A 19,197-nucleotide genomic window follows, 5' to 3' on the forward strand; every position below is an offset into this window, starting at 1 on the left:
CCACGGGTGTCGCCGCCACGCAACAGGCTACGGAGCTGAACCCCTTTCGGGCCACTCTCCGGCGGTCCGACCTCGGCCGCCGGGCGGGCCATCGGGTGCTCGGCCGACATGGTTTCTAACGCGTGGACGCCCCGCCGGGTTCACCCGACCCGCTCGCCGGAGCGCCGGGTGGTGACGTCGGGGCTGGTGCGGCGGGTGGGGCAGGGTCTTCCTCCGAACTAGGGAGAGAAGGGCCGGTTCCCGCCGAGGGGGCAGCGGGCTGCTGGGGTGAGGCAGATGTCACAGTGGCCCCGAGCGCAGAGGGTACTGGCGTCGGGGTTGCGGCGGCAACCGTCGAAGTGCCACCGGGTGCCGGAGTGATCGCGGTCCGTCGAGCATTTTCCTGGTCAGAGGGGAATTGCTCGGGCAAAGGGGGCCGAAACTCAACCCGGTCCAATTGCCGCACTTCGGGTGCAGGATCCACGGCTCGCACCTCGGCCCGACCGGCGATGCCCCGGAGGGCGGCCGGGTCGGCGTGGACCACGGCGGCGAAGACACAGGCGCAGTGCGCGCGGTAGGCGTGCGCCTCGGCCGCCGCGGCGCCGGCCGCGTCCTCGTACGCCCGGCGCAGCCTGTTCCGATCCTGGCCGGCGCCGTCGAGATCGTGGCTGAGGCGGCCGTAGTCGGCCCGCTCCTGATCGCGCTGACCGGCCGTGGCCAGCATCCCGGCGACCACATCGTCGGGAACGCGGTACGCCGGGATGCGTACCACCCTGGTCTCGGTTCTCGGCAGGGGCGCCCGGGCGTAGACCTGGGCCACGGCGCTGCCGCTCAGCACCGACGGCAGCTCGCCCGGCGGGACGTAACCGCTGAGCGACACCAGCGCCCAGGCCGGCCCGCCCAGCGACGCCAGCTCGCCCTGACTGCTCCGGAGATAGCCCGGAACGGACTGGCCCTCGACCACCCCGACCCGCACGACGTCACCGGGCGCGGACGGCGCCGGGGCCGGCGGGTGATTGCGGTCGGCGGCCAAGATGATCATGGCAAGCAGCGACGCCGCGGAGGCCACCGCGAACCCGGTCGCGATGCGCTGACCGGCCGCGGCCATCGGACAACCCCCTGCGGTTCTGTCTCAGTCGGCGTCTTTCAGCACGTTGAGCGCGTGCTCCAGATCGTCAGGGTAGTCCGAGACGAAGCGCACCACATCTCGAGTCGCCGGATGCTCGAAGGCCAGCTCGCGGGCGTGCAGCCACTGCCGGGTCAGCCCCAGCCGGGCGGCCAGGGCCGGGTCGGCGCCGTAGGTGAGGTCGCCCGCGCAGGGGTGCTTCAGCGCCGAGAAGTGCACCCGGATCTGATGGGTCCGCCCGGTCTCCAGCCGCACGTCGACCAGGCTGGCCGAACGGAACGCCTCGAGCGTGTCGTAGTGGGTCACGCTCGGCTTGCCGGTCGACATCACCGCGAACCGCCAGTCGGAGGTCGGGTGCCGGTCGATCGGGGCGTCGATGGTGCCGCGCAGCGGGTCGAGGTGGCCCTGCACCACGGCGTGGTAGCGCTTCTCGACCTCGCGCTCCTTGAACGCCCGCTTCAGCGACGTGTAGGCCTGCTCGCTCTTGGCCACCACCATCAGCCCGGTGGTGCCGGCGTCGAGGCGGTGCACCACACCCTGCCGCTCGGCCGCGCCGCTGGTCGCCACGCTCTGGCCCATCGCGGCGAGCCCGCCGATCACGGTCGGGCCGGTCCAGCCCGGGCTCGGGTGGGCGGCCACGCCGACCGGCTTGTCGACAACCACGATGTCGTCGTCGCTGTAGATGATCTTCAGGCCGTCGACCGGTTCGGCCACGACCACCGGGGCGGACACCGGCGCCGGCAACGTGACCTCGAGCCAGGCGCCGGCCGCGACCTTGTCGGACTTGGGCCGTGGGAAGCCGTCGACCATCGCGTCGCCGGCCTCGACCAGGGTCGCGGCGGCCGTGCGGGAGAGTCCGAAGAGCCGCGAGACGACCTGGTCGAGGCGCATGCCGTCGAGACCGTCCGGGACGGGGAGGGATCTGGAGGTCACGGTGCTTTCTTTTTCGCAGGGGTACGGCTGCCGTCGCGCTGCCGCCCGGTCAGTTCGAGCAGGACAGCCAGCACCACGCCGACGCTCAGGCAGGCGTCGGCGATGTTGAACACGGCGAAATACTTGGCGTACGGCCCGAAGAGGCTGATCATGTCGACCACGTGCCCCTGGAGGAAGCCGGGGGCCCGGAACAGCCGGTCGGTCAGGTTGCCCAGCGCCCCGCCGAGCACCAGGCCCAGCGCCAGCGCCCACGGCGCCGAGCGCAGCTTGCGGGCCATGAACCCGATCCAGGTCACCACGGCGATCGTCACCAGCGGGAAGACCCAGGTGTAGTCGCTGCCCAGGCTGAACGCCGCGCCGCTGTTGCGCAGCAGGGACAGGTAGATGAGGCCGCCCAGGATCTTGACCGGCTCACCCTCCACCAGCTCGTTGGTGGAGATCTCCTTGACCAGCTGGTCGAGCCCCACGGCGATCACCGCGGTCACGGTGAGCACCAGCAGGGCGCGGCCGGCAAAGCCGCGTGCGGTGACCGGCTCGTCGGTCACCGTTGCCTCGTCGGCGTCGTTCAGCGTCGCTCCTCAAGCTGCTTGCAGGACACGCACAGGGTCGCGGACGGGAACGCCGCCAGCCGCTCGACCGGGATGGCGTTGCCGCACTTCTCGCACCAACCGTAGTTGCCCTCGCCGAGGCGGTCGATGGCGCGTTCCACCTGTGTGATCCGCTCCAGCAGATTGTTGGCCAGAGTGATCTCCTGCTCACGCTCGAACGTCTTGGTGCCGGTGTCGGCGGTGTCGTCGCCGGCCGAGTCGTCCAGGCGCTCCCGCTGCAGCTCAGCGATCTCGGTAAGGGTCTGGTCGTACTCGGTCTGAAGCTCGCTGCGACGCTCCTCGAGAGCGGCGTGGATCTTCTTGGTCTCGGCCGCGCTGCGGGTCCGCTTGGCGGCGGGCTTCGTCTCGGTTGCCTTGGCCATGATCGCTCCCTCGACCGCGCGCGGCGCGCGGATGTCTGCCCCCTACGTACCTACCAAAACGGCGTGGCGACAAGGGTCGCACACACCGGAGGCTCGCAAGGATACGGAACGTGAAGGACACCGACAACACGGCGCACCGGCCCCCAGGACGCCAACCCGGGCGAAACGCCCTGGTCACAGGTCGGATACCCGACGATGTCCGGGTTACGCGCGGGGTTCGTCCCCGGTTTCGCCGAACCACCGGGCCAGCCGGCCCCGGCGGCTCACCGCGCGCAGCCGCCGCTCGGCCAGGTCACGGGCGGCGGCGGTGGCCACGATCAGCAGCGCGTCGCCGGAGCGCAGACGGGTGTCCGGGCCGGGGACGAAGCCGGCGCCGTCCCGCACCACCAGCGTGATCGCGGCGCCGACGGGCAGCCGCAACTCGTCGATGTGCACGCCGGCCAGCCGGGAGCCGTCCGGCACGTCCACCTGGAGCAGGTCGGCGTTCATCTTCTCCAGCGGGGCCGTCTCCACGTGCAGTTCGGTCGCCTCGCCGGGGGCGGTCACGCCGAGCAGGCGGGCGGCCGGGGCCAGCGTGCCGGCCTGCAGCAGGGTGAAGATGATCACCAGGACGAAGACGGCGTCGAACAGGCCGTCGGCGCCCGGCGTGCCGGCCGAGAGCGGAATCGTGGCCAGCACGATGGGCACGGCGCCGCGCAGGCCGGCCCAGGAGAGGAAGGCGCTCCCCCGCCAGCCGATCCGCATCTCGGGCCGGCGCGGGCCCCGGAGCGGGCGGGCCAGCACCGCGGAGACGACCACTGACAGCGGGCGGGCCAGCAGCACCAGGGCGACGCCGACGACCAGGGCCGGAACCAGCGCGGCGCTCAGCCGGCTCGGCGACACCAGCAGCCCGAGCAGCACGAACAGACCGATCTGGGCCACCCAGGCCAGCCCGTCGGCGAACCCGAGGATCGACCGGCGATGGGGCAGCCGGGCGTTGCCGAGCACCACCCCGGCCACGTAGACGGCCAGGAAGCCGCTGGCGTGGGCGACGGCGCCGGCCGCGTACGCCAGGAACATCAGCCCGACCGCCGCGATCGGATAGAGCCCGGACGAGGGCAGCGCGGCGTGCCGCAGCAACCAGCGCCCGGCCATCGCCACCAGCCAGCCCAGCGCGCCGCCGGCGGCCAGCTCGTAGATCACGATGATCAGCTCGTACCACCAGGGGTGTGGCATCGGCCCCGCGGCCGAGAGCAGGACGACCAGCAGGACCACCGGGGCGTCGTTCATGCCCGACTCGGCCTCCAGCGTCGCCACCAGCCTCGGGGGCAGCCGGAGCCGGCGCAGCGTCGCGAACACCGCGGCGGCGTCGGTCGACGAGAGCACCGCGCCGTAGAGCAGGGCCAGCTTCCAGTCGAGCCCCAGGATCAGGTGCACGGCGAGGCCGACGATCGCGATGCTGACCGCCACCCCGACCGTGGCCAGCACGGCCGAGAGCCCCAGCACGGGCCGGAGGGTGGTCCAGCGCGCGGTCAGCCCGCCCTCGGCGATGATCATGATGAGGGCGCAGAAGCCGAGGGTACGGGTGAGCTCCGCGTCGTCGAACCGGATGCCGAAGCCCGACTCCCCGATCACGATCCCGATCAGCAGGTAGACCAGCAGACTGGGCAGCCCGAGCCGCGTCGAGACGCGCACCGCGGCCACGGCGACCAGCAGCACCGCCGCCCCGACCAGCAGCGCTTGATCCAGGCCGCCGCTCACGCTTGGCCATCAAGCAGGTCGCCGACCCGGGCGGCGGCGGTCGGACCGGCGTCAGGAGCGCTCGGGTCGGGGGTCCGCCGCTTGGCCATGACCCCATTGTCGCGATCTTCTCCATCGACAGCGCACCGGGGCCGCGCCGCGACGATCAGTGATGGTTGGCGCGGGCGACCAGGCGGTCGACCGGGCGGCACAGGCCGCACGGGTTGAAGCCGAGCTCGACGGCCTCGCTCACCGGCAGGCCCTCGGTGAGGCGGCCGACCAGGTGGGGGCAGTCGGCCATGTGGTAGCGCGGGCGCCCGTCGACGACCAGGACCTCGGCGTCCATCCGGGCGACCTGGACCGCGTCACCGGGGTGGACCGCCTGCGGCAGCGGCTCGTCCTCGGGGTCGTCGTCGTCGGCCTCGTCGAACTCCTCCTCGGCCGGGGCGTCCGTCGACGGCGCGGTCGCCCCGGGCGCCGGGGCCGGGTCGTCGAGCAGCAGCGGGGCCTCGTCGTCGAACGGCTCGGCCGGGCGGGTGCCGGGGTCGGTCAGCGTGGGGTCGGTGCGCCACGCCTCGGGCCGGCCCTCGGCGCGGGCCGAGTCGATGGTCGAGGAGGCACGGTCGTAGTCGGGGGCGCGGCGGCCGGGCTCGGGCTCGAGCAGGTCGTCGTCGTCCTCATCGTCCAAGATCGGGTCAGACGCGGAGAAATCGGAATCGGCGTCGCGCGCCGGGCGGGCCGCGCGAGCAGCGGCCGGCGGTGGCGGCGGGAACTCGTCGGCGTAGGCCTCGGACGACGACGATCCGGGCGGCGGCGGCAGGAAGTCCTCGCGGCCGGGCGGGGCGTAGTCGGCGGCCGGGCCGGGCGGCGGCGGGAAGTCTTCGTGGACGACGGTCGCGGCGGGCGGCGGAGGCGGGTAGTCGCCGGGGCCGGTCGCGGCGGGCGGCGGAGGCGGCGCGAACTCGTCGTACACGACCTCGGAGGGCGCGGGGGCGGCGGCGCGGCGGGCCGCTCGGGCGCCCTGGCCGGTGTGGGTGCCGCCGGGGCCGGGGCCGGTGGAGGTTCGCGCGCCGGCCGTGGCGAACTCGGCGGGCGACGGCGACTCGCTCAGGAAGGCGTCGTCAGCGGGGCTCGCCGGGACGCCCTCGGCGGCGCGGCGGAGCGTGGCCGCGCGGCGGGCGCCGATGACCAGGGCGACCGCGGCCAGCAGGCTGGCCACGATCGAGCCGATCAGCATCGTGCTCGCCCCGTCGGCGAGGCCCAGGACGAGCAGCGTCACCGCGACGAGGATGAGCAGAAGGGTCACAACGATCATGGCTCATCCTCGTCGAGGTGCAGCCGACCGATGACAGGAAGTGTCAGCGGCCGGATTCGATGGAGTTGGCGCGGCTGCCGCCGTACGAGCCGGCGAGACCCGCGGCGGCCAGGCCACCGGAGCCACCGACCGAACGACCGGCGTCGGCACGGGCGATCTCGGCCTCGAGGCCCTGCCCACGACCGTCCAGGTCACGCAGCTGGCTCTCCAGGTACGCCTTCAAACGGGTGCGGTACTCCCGCTCGAACTGCTTCAGCTCCTCGATGTGCTTCTGCAGCGCGGACCGCTTGGCGTCGAGGCCGCCCATGGCCTCCTGGTGACGCTGACGCGCGTCCCGCTCGAGGGCATCCGCCTTGGCGCGCGCCTCGCGGGTGACCTCCTCGGCCTTGGACCGGGCGTCGGACAGCAGCTTGTCGGCCTCGCGGCGGGCGTCGGACACGTGGTCGTCGGCGGTGCGCTGGGCCATCATGAGCACGCGCAGGGCCTGCTGTTCGCCGTCGCCGCCGGAAGAGGTGGAACCGGCGCCGACCGGACCCTGGGCACGCACCTGGTCGAGCTCGGCCTGCATCTGCCGTGCGGCCTGCTCAGCTGCGGCCTTGTCCCGCTGGATGCGGTCCAACTGGGCCTTCATGTCGTTGAGCTCGGCGGCCATGCGGGGGTCGGCACCCGGGACGGCTGGCGCGCCACCCCGACCGCCGCGCTCCACCTGGGCGCGCAGCTCGTTGTTCTCCTCGATCAGACGGGCGAGTTCGCGCTCGACCTCATCCAGGAAGGCGTCGACCTCCTCCTCGTCGTACCCCCGCTTGCCGATCGGAGGCTTCTTGAAGGCGACGTTGTGCACGTCGGCCGGGGTCAGCGGCATCGAAACTCCTCGGGTCAGTTGCGGCCGCGTGGGGAGGGCCTCATCAACCCCTGCTGAAGGTGACGATGAGGCTCTCTAACACGAAGTTCAAAAGCACGAACAGGATAACCAGCAGGACCAGGGACGCCAGGTCCACGCTCACGTTACCAATTCGAAGCGGTGGGATCACACGCCTCAACGCCTTGAGGGGTGGATCAGTGACGCTCCACACCGACTCCAATGCCGCCGACGCGCCTCGGCCGGGCTGCCAGCGGCGTCCGTACTGCAACACCGCGCCCATGACGAAGCGCGCCAGCAGAGTCAGGAAGAAGACGTAGACAAGTAGATAGAGAACCTGAAACAAAATCGACAGCACGTGGGCGGTTTCCCTCGTTCGGGTCAGCTCTGGGCGAAGAACCCGCCCTCAGCGATCTTGGCCTTGTCCTCTGCCGTGACCTGGACATTTGCCGGTGAGAGCAGGAAAACCCGGTTGGTCACGCGCTCGATCGTACCGCGCAGGCCGAAAGCCAGACCGGCGGCGAAGTCGACCAGCCGGCGGGCGTCGCTCTCGTCCATCTCGGTCAGGTTGATGATCACCGGCACACCGTCGCGGAAGTGCTCGCCGATCGTCCGCGCCTCACGGTAGGTGGTCGGGTGCAGCGTGGTGATCTGGTAGCGCTGATCTTCCTCGGCTGCGCGCTGGTGCACCTGGACCTGGGGCGCGAGGGCAAGATCGCCCCGGGTCGGGTAGCTGTCCGCGTTGGAGTTGTTACGGCTGGTGCCGGAGGGCGCGATGTGGCGCACGGTGGCCCGCTCGGGGCGGTCGTCACGCTCGGCGGCCGCGCGCTCCTCCTCTTCCTCGAGCTCGGCGACGGCGCGCTGGAGCCGGCCGGATCCGCGGTCGCGGTTGTTCGGGCGGGACCGCTGGACCGGCGCCGGCTCCTCGGCGTCTTCGTCCTCGTCGGCGAACTCGTCCGCGTAGCGGTAACCGGAGTCCCGGTCACGCTCGCGGTAGCCACTGTTCTCGCGGTAGCCACGGTCGTCGTACGCGCGATCGTCGTCCTCTTCGACGAGACCGAGCCACACACCGGCCTTACGCAGAGCACTCACGCTGTCACCTCGTCCCGCTCGGCGCCGAACCGACCGTCCATTGCCCCCACCTCAATTCCGATCGCGGCCCGCAACCCCCAGTCGGGGCCGCTTCCCCCCTTGCACGCGCCTTACGCACACGCGCCGCGCTGTCCGGGCGCCGTCCCCGCAAAGGGAGGCGCGTAAACAACACCTATGTAGTTTGCTGCCCGCCGCAAGGCTACCGCAGCCTGTTTCGCATCCCGAGTAAAGAAGTGCCGATCCTTACGTGTGTCGCTCCGTGCGCGACGGCCTCTTCCAGGTCCCCGCTCATCCCCGCGGAGACGACGGTCGCCTCGGGGTGATCGGCCACCAGCCGGGCCGAGAAAGTGCGCAGAACCTCGAAGGCGGATCCGGCCGGTACGCCCAGCGGCGCCACCGCCATCAGCCCGCGAAGCCGCAGGGCGGAGGAGGCGGCGACCGCGTCGACGACTTCCCAGAGCGAGGAACCGTGGGCGCCCCCACGCCCGGGCGACTCGTCCAGGCTGGCCTGGACCAGCACGTCCAGCGGTTCTTCCCGCAGGTCAGCGGCGGCACGATCGAGCGCCACGGCCAGCCGGACCGAGTCCACCGACTCGACCACGTCGGCATAGGTCACGACCGAACGGGCCTTGTTGCGCTGGAGCTGCCCGACGAAATGCCAGCGCGGCGAGGCGCCGGCCGCGCGTACCTCAGCCGCCTTGGGCCCGGCCTCTTGATCTTTGTTCTCGCCGACGTCGGCGATGCCGAGCGAGGTCAGCAGCACCACGTCGCCGGCCGGATAGGTCTTGGTGACGGCCACCAGGGTGACCTCGTCGGCCGCCCGGCCGGCCGCCGAGCAGGCGCGCGCGATCCTCTCCCGCACCTCGCCGAGGTTGCTGTCGAGCTGCGCGCGCCTGTCGATGCTAGCCACCGAAGCCTGGTCCTCCGGACGGCACGGAGAACCCGGACCCTTCGGGCTCGAGCATTACGACCCGTTCTTCAGGAAGTCCGGCACGTCGACGTCGTCGAAGAGCACCCGGCGCGGCGGCGGGGTGGTGGCCGCCGGCGGCGCGCTCGCCACCGGGACCGGCGCCGGCGTGGTCGCCGGCGGCGCGCTCGGCTGCTGGACCACCTTGCGCGCGGTCTCGACCGGCTTGTACGAGGGCGTGCCCCCGTCGAAGCCCGCCGCGATCACGGTGACCCGCACCTCGTCGCCGAGCGCGTCGTCGATGACCGCGCCGAAGATGATGTTGGCGTCCGGGTGGGCCGCGTCGGTGACCAGCTGCGCCGCGTCGTTGATCTCGAACAGGCCGAGGTCGGAGCCGCCGGCGATGGAGAGCAGCACGCCGCGGGCGCCGTCCATGCTCTGCTCGAGCAACGGGCTGGAGATCGCCTTCTCGGCCGCCTCGACCGCGCGGTTGTCGCCGCGCGCCGAGCCGATGCCCATGAGCGCGCTGCCGGCCCCGGACATGACGCTCTTGACGTCGGCGAAGTCCAGGTTGATCAGGCCCGGCGTGGTGATCAGGTCGGTGATGCCCTGGACGCCGGAGAGCAGCACCTGGTCGGCCTGCCGGAACGCGTCCATCATGCTGATCCCGCGGTCGCCCAGCGCGAGCAGCCGGTCGTTCGGGATGACGATCAGGGTGTCGCACTGGTTGCGCAGCTCGTCTATGCCGGCCTCGGCCTGCACCTGGCGGCGCTTGCCCTCGAACGAGAACGGCCGGGTGACCACGCCGATGGTGAGCGCACCAAGTTTACGGGCTATCTGCGCCACGACCGGCGCGCCGCCGGTGCCCGTGCCACCGCCCTCGCCGCAGGTCACGAAGACCATGTCGGCGCCCTTGAGCACCTCTTCGATCTCGTCGCGGTGGTCCTCGGCCGCGTTCTTGCCGACCTCGGGCTGGGCGCCGGCGCCCAGGCCACGCGTCAGCTCGCGGCCGACGTCGAGCTTGACGTCGGCGTCACTCATCAGCAGCGCCTGCGCATCGGTGTTGATCGCGATGAACTCGACGCCCTTGAGCCCGACCTCGATCATGCGGTTCACGGCGTTGACGCCACCGCCACCGATGCCGACCACCTTGATGACGGCTAGGTAGTTGTGTGGAGGAGTCATCGGGCTCAGCCTTCCCTTCCAGGGTTAGTGGCAGAAGAAGGCCCCTGCGGTCCGTGGTGGGGACCGCACTTCGACTGCCGCTGGCCGTACAAGGGAGGGCGAGGAAACCCTCACCCTCTACTAGAGGCTTAGTCTTATGTCAACCATCGAACCTCTGGTCGCAACGTAAGCAGCCGTCACTGGTGAAACCAAGGACCCACGCGGCGTGTCGGCGGCCGGTTACGTGGCGGAAATCCGACGAAGCCGTAACCTCCGCCGTAAAGCTCCGTTTGTGCGTGTGTGTCCGGTTAATGCCCCACTCTAGCGGATCGTCACGACCGTCGGCGCACTGACATCGATGGTCTGCCCATCCCTCTTCAGCAGAGCCGTCGAGACCTGGGCCTTCGTCTCGCTGGCCGAGTCGTCGCCCCAGATCACCTTGCGGTCCTTGCGGAGCGAGAGTTCGATCCGGGCCGGCGCCAGGACCGAGATCTGCAGCAGCTGCTCCCGAAGCTCCTCGGTGAGCGAGCCGAGCACGGTCAGCATGGCCCGGGTGTTGACGTCGTCCGGGCCCGGCTTGGGCAGCGCGGCCAGCGGGATGGCCGAGGGCTTGCGCTCGACCGTCCGGTACGGCACGCCCTCGCCGTCGATCAGGGTGAACTGCTGGCCGGCCTGGACCGCGGCCACCGGTGTCCGCTCGACCACCTCGACCACCACGGTGGCCGGCCAGCTCCGTGACACCACGGCGTGGTCGACCGCGGCCAGGCCCTGCACCCGGCCCCGGACCGCGTCCAGGTCGACCCGGGCCAGCGGCTCACGCAGCCGCACCGACGCGGCCTCCTCGACCTCGACGGTGCTGAGCGAATCGGCGCCGACCACCCGCACCTCGCGGACGCCGAGCACCGGGGTCGCGTACACCATCCAGACCAGGCCGCCGATCACCAGCGCCACGCCGAACGCGACCGCCCACGGCAACGCCGCGCGGAGCCGGCGCTGCCGGGCGCGGGCCATGAACCGGCGCACCGACGACGGCACCGCGTCGGTGTCCGCCCGGACCAGTCGCCAGTTCCGCCCGCCCCCGCCGGCCATCATCGAATCAGTCCTTGTCCGCGGCGGCGAGGACGTCCAGCAGCTCGTCACCCATCATCGAGATCGGCGGCGCGCCCATCGTCACCACCACGTCGCCCGGGCGGCTGCGCCGGACCACCTCGGCCGGCACGTCCTCCCAGGACGGCACGAACACCTTGTGCCCGGCGGGCAGGTCGATCGCCGCGGTCAGCGCCACGCCACCCTCGCCCGGCTGCCGGGTCTCGCCCGGACCGAACACCTCCATGCAGATCACCTCGTCGGCCAGCGCCAGCCCCTCGGCCAGCTCGGCCTGCAGGTCACGGGTGCGGTAGACCCGGTACGGCTGGAAGACCACCAGCAGCCGCCCGTCGCCGGCCACCTCGCGCAGCGTGCGCAGGGCCGCCTTGACCGAGGTCGGGTGGTACGCGTACTCGTCGTAGACCCGCACGCCGGCCGCGATGCCCTTGCGCTCGAACCGGCGCCGGACCCCCGGGAACGAGGACAGCGCCTCGCTGATCGAGGCCAGCGGGATGCCCAGCTCGAGGGCGGTCAGCACGGCCGCCGCGCTGTTCAGGCCCATGTGCGTGCCGGGCAGCGCCAGCTTGAGCTCGCCGAGCGGCTGCCCGTTCAGCGAGGCCTGGTAGCGCACGCCGCCGGTGGCCGAGGAGATGTCCCAGATCCGGAGGTCGGCCGCCTCGCTCTCGCCGTACGTGAAGACGCTCTTGCCCTCAGCGCGCAGCGCCGCGATCAGCTCCTGTGTCCCCGGGTCGTCGGCGCAGGTGACCACGAAGCCGTCGGCGTCGGTGAGCCGGGCGAAGTCGAGGAACCCGGCCTTGAGCCCGGCCAGGTCACCCCAGTTGTTGAGGTGGTCGCCCTCGATGTTGGTGATGATCGCGACGTGTGGCCGATAGATCAGGAACGACTTGTCGCTCTCGTCGGCCTCGGCCACGAAGTGCGGGCCGGTGCCGTGGTGGCCGTTGGAGCCGGCCTCGGAGATCTCGCCACCGATCACGAACGACGGGTCCTGACCGGCGTGCTGCAGGATCACCGTCATGATCGAGGTGGTGGTGGTCTTGCCGTGGGTGCCCGCCACCGCGATGGCCTGCCGGTTGGTCATCGCCGCGGCCAGCGCCTCGGACCGATGCAGCACGCGCAGCCCCCGCCGGCGGGCCTCGGCCAGCTCGACGTGGTCGAACGGGATCGCGGTGGAGTAGACCACCGTGTCCACGCCGTCCAGGTTGGACTCCACATGGGACATGTGCACGGTGCCGCCGAGCGCGCGCAACGCGGCCAGGGTCGGCCACTCGCGCAGCTCGCTGCCGGAGACCGGCACGCCCCGGGTCAGCAGCAGCCGGGCCAGGCCGCACATGCCGACGCCGCCGATCCCGATCAGGTGCACACTGCCCAGGTCCTCGGCGGTCAACTCACCGGCCGGCGTCAGCTCCGCCGTGTTCACGCTGCGACTCCCCTGCTCATCATCGATTTTCCACCGCTTCGCGACCTCATCGGCTCTGCACCGCTACGCGACCTCATCGGCTCTCCACGGCTTCGCACACGAAGTCGACCAGCGCCTCGTCGCCGTCCCGGCGTCCGTAGGCCGCGGCGGCCTGGCCCATCGCCCGCAGCCGCCCCGGGTCGCGCAGCAGCGGGATCACCGTACGTTCGACCCAGTCCGGGGTCAGCTCGGCGTCTTCGACCATCAGGCCGCCGCCCGCCTCGACCACCGGCAACGCGTTGCGTTTCTGTTCGCCGTTGCCCCACGGCAGCGGCACGTAGATCGACGGCACCCCGACCGCCGTGGTCTCGGCGACCGTCATCGCGCCGCCCCGGCAGACGATCAGGTCGGCGACCGCGTACCCGAGCTGCATGTCGGACAGGTAGGGCACCACCACATAGGGCGCCGGCAGCCCCGGTGGCACCTCGAACGGGTCGCGGCGGCCACCCTGGACGTGCAGCACCTGGACGCCGGCGTGGGTCAGCGCCTTGGCCGCGCCGGAGACCGCGTCGTTGATCGAGCCGGCCCCCTGGGACGCGCCGAAGACGAACAGCACCGGCAGGTCGGGGCGCAGGCCGAAGTGGGCCAGCGCCTGCGGACGAATCGCGGCGCGGTCCATCCGGGAGATCGAGGTGCGGATCGGTACGCCCACCACGCGAGCATCCCGCAGCGCCTCGGACTGCTGGGGCTGGTGCGGGAAGCCGACGGCCACATTCTTGGTGAACTTCATGCCGAGCTTGTTGGCCACGCCCGGTGGCACGTTCACCTCGTGGATCACCATCGGCAGCTCGCGACGCCAGCCCGCCAGGTAGGCCGGCACCGACACGTAGCCGCCGAAGCCGACGATCACATCGGCCTTGACCTCGTCGATCACCTTGCCGGCGGCGTGCGCCGACTTCCACATCCGGTCGGGGGTGCGGATCAGGTTCATGTTCAGCGACCGCGGCAGCTGGTGCACGGGGATGATGCGCAGGTCGTACCCGGCGGCCGGGATGATCTCGCGTTCCATCCCCTTCTCGCCGCCCAGGGCGGTGATCTGCACCTGCGGGAAGGCCCGGCGTAACGCGTCGGCGAAGGCGAGCAGCGGGTAGATGTGACCACCGGTGCCTCCGCCGGCGACCACGACCGACCGCAGCGAGACCATCACCGTCTCCTTTCACTCCCCGCCTTCACCGGAGCCTTCTTCTGAAGGGGCCGCCGCGGCGGGGGGAGCGGCGGCAGCGGGGCCCAGACTAGCCGTACCCATCTCGACGGCGGACGGGCGTTCAGGGCCCGGGCCGCGTCCGGCTCGGCGCGGGCGAACGAGGCGAGGATGCCGATGGCGGCCAGCGTGACGACCAGGGCGCTACCGCCGGCCGAGATGAACGGCAGCGGCAGGCCGGTGATCGGCAGCAGGCCGACCACGCCGCCGATGTTGATCACGGCCTGGGCCACCAGCCAGGTGGTGATGCCGGTCGCGGCCAGCCGGCGGAACGGGTCGTCGACCCGGCGGGCGATCCGGAAGCCGGTGTACGCGAGCACGGAGAGCAGCGCCAGCACCACGAAGCAGCCGACCACGCCCAGCTCCTCGGCGAAGATCGCGAAGATGAAGTCGTTGTCCGACTGGGGCAGCCAGTCCCACTTGAGCGCGCTCTTGCCCAGCCCGACGCCGAACCAGCCACCCTCGTAGATCGCCGACCGGGCCTGCATGAGCTGGTAGCAGGGGCCCTGGCTGCAGTCCGGGGGCGGGGAGATGAACGAGGTGACCCGTTCCAGGCGGTAGTTGTCCTGGCCGACCGCGCCGGAACCGGCGCCCCGGGACGCGGCCGCGATCAGCAGCCCGATGCCGGAGAGCCCGAGCACACCGAGCGCGGCGAAGATCCGCAGCCGGACCCCGGCCGCCCAGAGCAGCCCGACGATCAGCGCCAGCAGCACCAGCATGGTGCCCAGGTCGTTGTAGCCGACCAGGACGAAGAGCAGGCCGACCATCGGGAACAGCGGCATCGCCAGCTCACGCCAGTGGCCGAGCGCGGCGCCCTTGCGGGCGATGATGTCCGCGCCCCACAGCACCACGCCCAGCTTGGCCAGCTCGGAGGGCTGGATGCCGATCGGCCCGATGTAGAGCCAGAGCAGCTGCGCCTCGAACGGCCCGACCTTGGCCGACTCCACGACGCCGGCCGACTCCAGCAGCACCAGCAGGTCGAGCAGCGCGAGCAGGGCGACCGCCCCGCCCAGCACGTACTTGGCCAGCGATCGCAGCGTTCCGGCGGGCAGCCGCTGGCACACCCAGAACGCGAGCAGGCCCAGCGCGGCGAAGATCGCCTGGTTGCGGATCGCGCTGAAGGCGTTGCCGTGCTCCGAGTACGCCTTCACGCTGGTCGCCGAGAAGACCATGGTCAGGCCGATCAGCAGCAGCAGGCCACTGCTCGCGGTCAACAGGTAGTACGAGGACAGCGGCCGGGCCAGCAACCCGTGGATCGCGGGCAGGTACTGCCGGCTGAGCGACTGCCTCGACGTCCTCTGGTCCTCCCCCATGAGAAACATCATCGCTTTTGTCGGCGTCCCCGGGGCTCACCCGGGGCGCGTGTCGCGCCGCGACTTAGCGCACGTCTATCCCATCACCGCGAGGAAGTCGGAGTAGAAGAGCCCGAGACCGACCGCCACGCAGAGGCCGGCCACGATCCAGAACCGCACCACGATGTTGACCTCGCTCCAGCCGGCCAGCTCGAAGTGGTGCTGCAGCGGTGACATCCGGAAGACCCGCTTGCCGGTGGTCTTGAACGAGATGATCTGGATCACCACGGACATCGTGATGATCACGAAGAGCCCGCCGATGATGATCGAGAGCAGGGTCGTCCGGGTGGCCATGGCCAGACCGCCGATCAGGCCGCCCAGGCCGAGCGCGCCGGTGTCGCCCATGAAGATCCGGGCCGGGTTGGTGTTCCACCACAGGAAGCCGACACACGCCGCCGCGGCCGCCGCGGCGATCATCGTGACCTCCAAGGGGTCACGCACCTCGTAGCAGTAGGCGGCGACCCGCTGGTAGTTGGTGTCACCGCACCAGTGCCGGTACTGCCAGAACCCGATCAGGCTGTACGCGCCGAGCACCGCGATCGAGGCGCCGGTGGCCAGCCCGTCCAGGCCGTCGGTGAGGTTCACGCCGTTCGACATCGACATGATCACGAAGACGAAGACCAGCACCGAGCCGACCTTGCCGACGTCCAGCCAGCTGATGTCCCGGATGAACGAGATGCTCTCGCTGGCCACCGTCTGCCCGTTGGTGCTGGGCACGTAAAGCGCCGCGACACCGAAGCCGACGCCGACGACCAGCTGGCCGACCAGCTTGCCCCGGGCGCTCAGCCCGCCGGAGTGCGCCTTGCGGACCTTGAGGAAGTCGTCCAGGAAGCCGACCGCGCCGCAGAACACGAACAGGCCGAGCAGGACCAGCGCGGTCATGGTCGGCTTCTCCTGGGCGATCTGCCGCTCGGGCAACGTGGTGAGCGCCAGGTGCCCGGCCGCGTACGAGATCACGGTGGCCACGATGAAGGCCACCCCGCCCATCGTGGGCGTGCCCTTCTTGCCCTGGTGGGACTGCGGGCCCAGGGTACGGATCGGCTGTCCAGCCTTGAGCGCGGTGAACACCCGGATGGCGATCGGGGTGCCGAACAGCGAGATGATGAACGCGACCGCGGCCGCGACGATGACTGCCCTCACGGGCGAACCCCCTCGGGCCGCAGTGCGTCCACCACGTCCCACGTCCGGTAACGAGAAGCCTTGACCAGGAAGACGTCGCCCGGCTCGGGGCGCAGCAGCGCGATCGCGGCCGGTTGGTCGGCGGCGAACTCGGCCGAGCCGGTCCAGCCCGGCACCTCGGCGGCGCCGTCCAGCACCGGCCGGGCCTCCTCGCTCACCGCGATCAGCCGGTCCACGCCCAGCTCGGCGGCCAGCCGGCCGACCTCGCGGTGCCCGGCGACCTCCTCGTCGCCCAGCTCGGCCATGTAACCGAGCACGGCCACCGTGCGGCGGCCGGCGCCGAGGGTGGCCAGCGACCGCAGGGCGGCCACGGTCGACGACGTGTTCGCGTTGTACGTGTCGTCGATGACGGTCACGCCGTCCGGCCGGTCGAAGACGTCCATCCGCCGTTCCGACTTGATGGTCACCTCGCCCAGGGCGGCGGCCGCGTCGGCGACCGGCATCCCGGCGGCGACCGCCACGGCGGCCGCGGCGAGCGTGTTGGACACCTGGTGCCGCCCGGTGACCCGCAACCGCACGGGGTGGCCGGCCAGCGTGTAGGAGGCGTGGTCGCGCTCGTCGACCCGCACGTCGGAAGCATCCGCCTCGCCGAAGAAGACCACGCGGGCCTGGGTCCGCACGGCCATCGCGGCCACCAGCGGGTCGTCGGCGTTCAGGATCGCCACGCCGTCCGCGGGCAGCGCCTCGATCAGCTCGCCCTTGGCGATCGCGGTCTGCTCCTTCGAGCCGAACTTGCCGATGTGCGCGGCGCCGACGTTGAGCACCACGCCGATCCGCGGCGGCGCGATCTCGGCCAGGTGCCGGATGTGCCCGACCTGCCGCGCGCCCATCTCGAGCACCAGGAAGCGGGTGCTCGCGGTCGCCTTCAGCGCCGTGTACGGGTGGCCGAGCTCGTTGTTCAGCGACCCCGGCGGCGCGATCGTCTCGCCCAGCCGGCTCAGCAGCTGGCCGATGTAGTCCTTGGTGGTGGTCTTGCCGGACGAGCCGGTCAGCCCGACCACGGTCAGGTCGGGCAGCCGGTCCAGCGAGAACCGGGCCAGCCGGGCCAGCGCCTCGATCTGGTCGGTCACCACGACGCCGGGCTGCCCGGTGTCCCGGGCGCCGAGCACGCCCGCCGCGCCCGAGGCGATCGCCGCGCCGGCGAACTCGTGGCCGTCCACCTTCTCGCCGTCGAAGGCCACGAACAGCCCGCCGGCCAGCGGGCGCCGGTTGTCGAACTCCACCGGGCCGTCCACGACGGTCTCCGGCCCGGCGTTCACCAGCCGGCCGCCGACGACCTCGGCGATCTCACCCAACGTCGTACGGATCATGCGGCACCGCCGTGCGCGGTGAGAGCCGCGGTCAGTTCCACCCGGTCGTCGAACGGCAGCATCTCGCCGCCCACCTCCTGGCCACGCTCGTGTCCCTTGCCCAGCACGGCCACCACGTCGCCGGGGGCGGCCATCCGGACCGCCTCGTCGATGGCGGCCCGCCGGCCGGCCACCTCGATGATCTTCGCCGGCGCTCCGGCCGCCTCGGCGCCGCTCCGGACCGCGGCCCGGATCGCCGCCGGGTCCTCGGTGCGGGGGTTGTCGTCGGTCACCACGACCAGGTCGGCGCCCCGGGCCGCCGCGGCGCCCATCACCGGCCGCTTGCCCAGGTCGCGGTCGCCGCCGGCGCCGATCACGCAGAGCAACCGGCCGCCGCGGGCGGTGGCCAGCTCGCGGAGGGCGGCCAGGGCGGCCACGATCGCGTCCGGCTTGTGCGCGTAGTCGACGACGCCGAGCACCTCGCCGGGCGCGTCGACCTGTTCCAGCCGGCCGGGCACCCCGGGGCAGGCGGCGACGCCGCGCGCGGCGGTGACCGGGTCGACGCCGGCCGCGGTCAGCGCGGCCAGGGCGAGCAGCGCGTTGGCCACGTTGTGCCGGCCGGGCAGGGCGACCCCGGCCTCGACCGGGCCGGACGGGCCGTGGGCGGTGAAGCGCTGGCCGTACGCGGAGGGCCGGATCTCGCTCGCCCACCAGGACGCGCCGGTGTCGCCGTCGGCCGAGTAGGTCAGCGTGGCCGGCTTGATCAGCCCGGTCAGCGCCTTGTCGTCGAGGTTGAGCACCTCGGACCGGCAGCGGCCGTCGAAGAGCTTGGCCTTGGCCGCGAAGTAGTCGTCGGCGTCGGCGTGGAAGTCGAGGTGGTCGAGGCCGAAGTTGGTCCAGCCGCCGACCTCGAACCGCACCCCGCCGACCCGGCCCATCGCCAGCGCGTGGCTGGACACCTCCATGACCACCGTGGTGACGCCCTGCTCGATCGCCGCGGCCAGCAGCGCGTGCAGGTCGGTGGCCTCGGGCGTGGTCCGGACACTGTCGACGACGAGGTCGCCGAGCCGGGTCTCCACGGTGCCGATCAGGCCGGTGGTCAGCCCGGCGGCGCGCAGGCCGGACTCGATCAGATAGGCGGTCGAGGTCTTGCCCGCGGTGCCGGTGATGCCGATCATCGTCAGCCGCGCGGTCGGGTCGCCGTAGATCGCCGAGGCCGCCTCGCCGAGCACCGCGCGGGGGTCGGCGACGACCAGCACCGGCAGCCCGGCGGCGACCGCGGCGGCACGGCCGGCCGGGTCGGTGAGCACCGCGACGGCGCCCGCCCCGGCGGCCGTCGCGACGAACTCCGCGCCGTGCCGGTTGGCCCCGGGCAGGGCCGCGTAGAGATCGCCGGGACGCACCTCACGACTGGCGTGGGTGATGCCGGTGATCTCTTGATCGCTGCCCGTGAAATCGGCCTTGAGCAGGGTTGCGAGCGCGGCCAGCCGATGTGGCGGGACACTCTGGGGGCGGGGAATGCCGGGCACGGCGTCAGACCCTACCCGGC

18 protein-coding genes are annotated in these 19,197 nt (G+C 71.9%); all 18 read right to left on the reverse strand.

The window, feature by feature from the left end:
* Positions 1–115: 115 nt before the first annotated feature.
* Positions 116–1,087: a hypothetical protein gene (locus AB0O15_RS30775; RefSeq protein WP_364325435.1), complete on the reverse strand. Its 972-nt coding sequence runs from the start codon at positions 1,085–1,087 to the stop codon at positions 116–118.
* A 24-nt stretch (positions 1,088–1,111) separates the two neighbouring features.
* Positions 1,112–1,996, reverse strand: a complete 885-nt coding sequence (locus AB0O15_RS30780; protein ID WP_364325559.1) for an RluA family pseudouridine synthase — start codon at positions 1,994–1,996, stop codon at positions 1,112–1,114.
* Positions 1,997–2,034: 38 nt separating this feature from the next.
* Positions 2,035–2,583, reverse strand: a complete 549-nt coding sequence (gene lspA, locus AB0O15_RS30785) for a signal peptidase II (RefSeq protein WP_364325437.1) — start codon at positions 2,581–2,583, stop codon at positions 2,035–2,037.
* Positions 2,584–2,603: 20 nt separating this feature from the next.
* On the reverse strand, positions 2,604–3,008 hold the full coding sequence (locus tag AB0O15_RS30790) for a TraR/DksA family transcriptional regulator (protein WP_364325440.1): 405 nt from the start codon (positions 3,006–3,008) through the stop codon (positions 2,604–2,606).
* A 204-nt stretch (positions 3,009–3,212) separates the two neighbouring features.
* On the reverse strand, positions 3,213–4,748 hold the full coding sequence (locus AB0O15_RS30795; RefSeq protein WP_364325443.1) for a potassium/proton antiporter: 1,536 nt from the start codon (positions 4,746–4,748) through the stop codon (positions 3,213–3,215).
* A 145-nt stretch (positions 4,749–4,893) separates the two neighbouring features.
* On the reverse strand, positions 4,894–5,700 hold the full coding sequence (locus AB0O15_RS30800; RefSeq protein WP_364325562.1) for a hypothetical protein: 807 nt from the start codon (positions 5,698–5,700) through the stop codon (positions 4,894–4,896).
* Positions 5,701–6,085: 385 nt separating this feature from the next.
* The gene (locus AB0O15_RS30805) at positions 6,086–6,904 is read right to left on the reverse strand and encodes a DivIVA domain-containing protein (RefSeq protein WP_364325446.1); all 819 of its coding nucleotides are present in this window, start codon (positions 6,902–6,904) and stop codon (positions 6,086–6,088) included.
* A gap of 43 nt (positions 6,905–6,947) precedes the next feature.
* The gene (locus AB0O15_RS30810; protein WP_364325449.1) at positions 6,948–7,259 is read right to left on the reverse strand and encodes a YggT family protein; all 312 of its coding nucleotides are present in this window, start codon (positions 7,257–7,259) and stop codon (positions 6,948–6,950) included.
* 23 nt (positions 7,260–7,282) lie between these two features.
* Positions 7,283–7,993 carry a cell division protein SepF gene (locus tag AB0O15_RS30815; RefSeq protein WP_364325452.1) on the reverse strand — a complete coding sequence of 237 codons (711 nt, stop codon included), beginning with the start codon at positions 7,991–7,993 and terminating at the stop codon, positions 7,283–7,285.
* 199 nt (positions 7,994–8,192) lie between these two features.
* Positions 8,193–8,903, reverse strand: a complete 711-nt coding sequence (locus tag AB0O15_RS30820) for a YggS family pyridoxal phosphate-dependent enzyme (RefSeq protein ID WP_364325455.1) — start codon at positions 8,901–8,903, stop codon at positions 8,193–8,195.
* A gap of 54 nt (positions 8,904–8,957) precedes the next feature.
* Complete coding sequence (ftsZ, locus tag AB0O15_RS30825; protein ID WP_364325458.1) at positions 8,958–10,085, reverse strand: cell division protein FtsZ; 1,128 nt, start codon at positions 10,083–10,085, stop codon at positions 8,958–8,960.
* A gap of 300 nt (positions 10,086–10,385) precedes the next feature.
* A complete protein-coding gene (locus tag AB0O15_RS30830; RefSeq protein WP_364325461.1) occupies positions 10,386–11,156 on the reverse strand; it encodes an FtsQ-type POTRA domain-containing protein in 771 nt (256 codons plus the stop codon).
* A 4-nt stretch (positions 11,157–11,160) separates the two neighbouring features.
* Positions 11,161–12,588, reverse strand: coding sequence for a UDP-N-acetylmuramate--L-alanine ligase (gene murC / locus AB0O15_RS30835; RefSeq protein ID WP_364325464.1), 1,428 nt, complete (start codon positions 12,586–12,588; stop codon positions 11,161–11,163).
* A 73-nt stretch (positions 12,589–12,661) separates the two neighbouring features.
* Complete coding sequence (murG, locus tag AB0O15_RS30840) at positions 12,662–13,771, reverse strand: undecaprenyldiphospho-muramoylpentapeptide beta-N-acetylglucosaminyltransferase (protein ID WP_364325467.1); 1,110 nt, start codon at positions 13,769–13,771, stop codon at positions 12,662–12,664.
* Positions 13,771–15,141 (reverse strand): putative peptidoglycan glycosyltransferase FtsW, encoded by a 1,371-nt coding sequence (locus AB0O15_RS30845; protein ID WP_364325470.1) that lies wholly within the window; start codon positions 15,139–15,141, stop codon positions 13,771–13,773. Before AB0O15_RS30845 ends, murG begins: the two co-directional genes overlap by 1 nt.
* A 75-nt stretch (positions 15,142–15,216) precedes the next feature.
* On the reverse strand, positions 15,217–16,320 hold the full coding sequence (gene mraY, locus AB0O15_RS30850) for a phospho-N-acetylmuramoyl-pentapeptide-transferase (protein ID WP_364325473.1): 1,104 nt from the start codon (positions 16,318–16,320) through the stop codon (positions 15,217–15,219).
* Entirely contained in the window at positions 16,317–17,669 is a 1,353-nt protein-coding gene (gene murF / locus AB0O15_RS30855; RefSeq protein ID WP_364325476.1) for a UDP-N-acetylmuramoyl-tripeptide--D-alanyl-D-alanine ligase, read from the reverse strand. Before murF ends, mraY begins: the two co-directional genes overlap by 4 nt.
* On the reverse strand, positions 17,666–19,177 hold the full coding sequence (locus AB0O15_RS30860) for a UDP-N-acetylmuramoyl-L-alanyl-D-glutamate--2,6-diaminopimelate ligase (protein ID WP_364325479.1): 1,512 nt from the start codon (positions 19,175–19,177) through the stop codon (positions 17,666–17,668). The genes murF and AB0O15_RS30860 overlap by 4 nt, the downstream gene beginning before the upstream one ends.
* Positions 19,178–19,197: the final 20 nt, after the last annotated feature.

This window comes from Actinoplanes sp. NPDC089786, from assembly GCF_040684855.1.
Classification (GTDB): Bacteria; Actinomycetota; Actinomycetes; order Mycobacteriales; family Micromonosporaceae; genus Actinoplanes.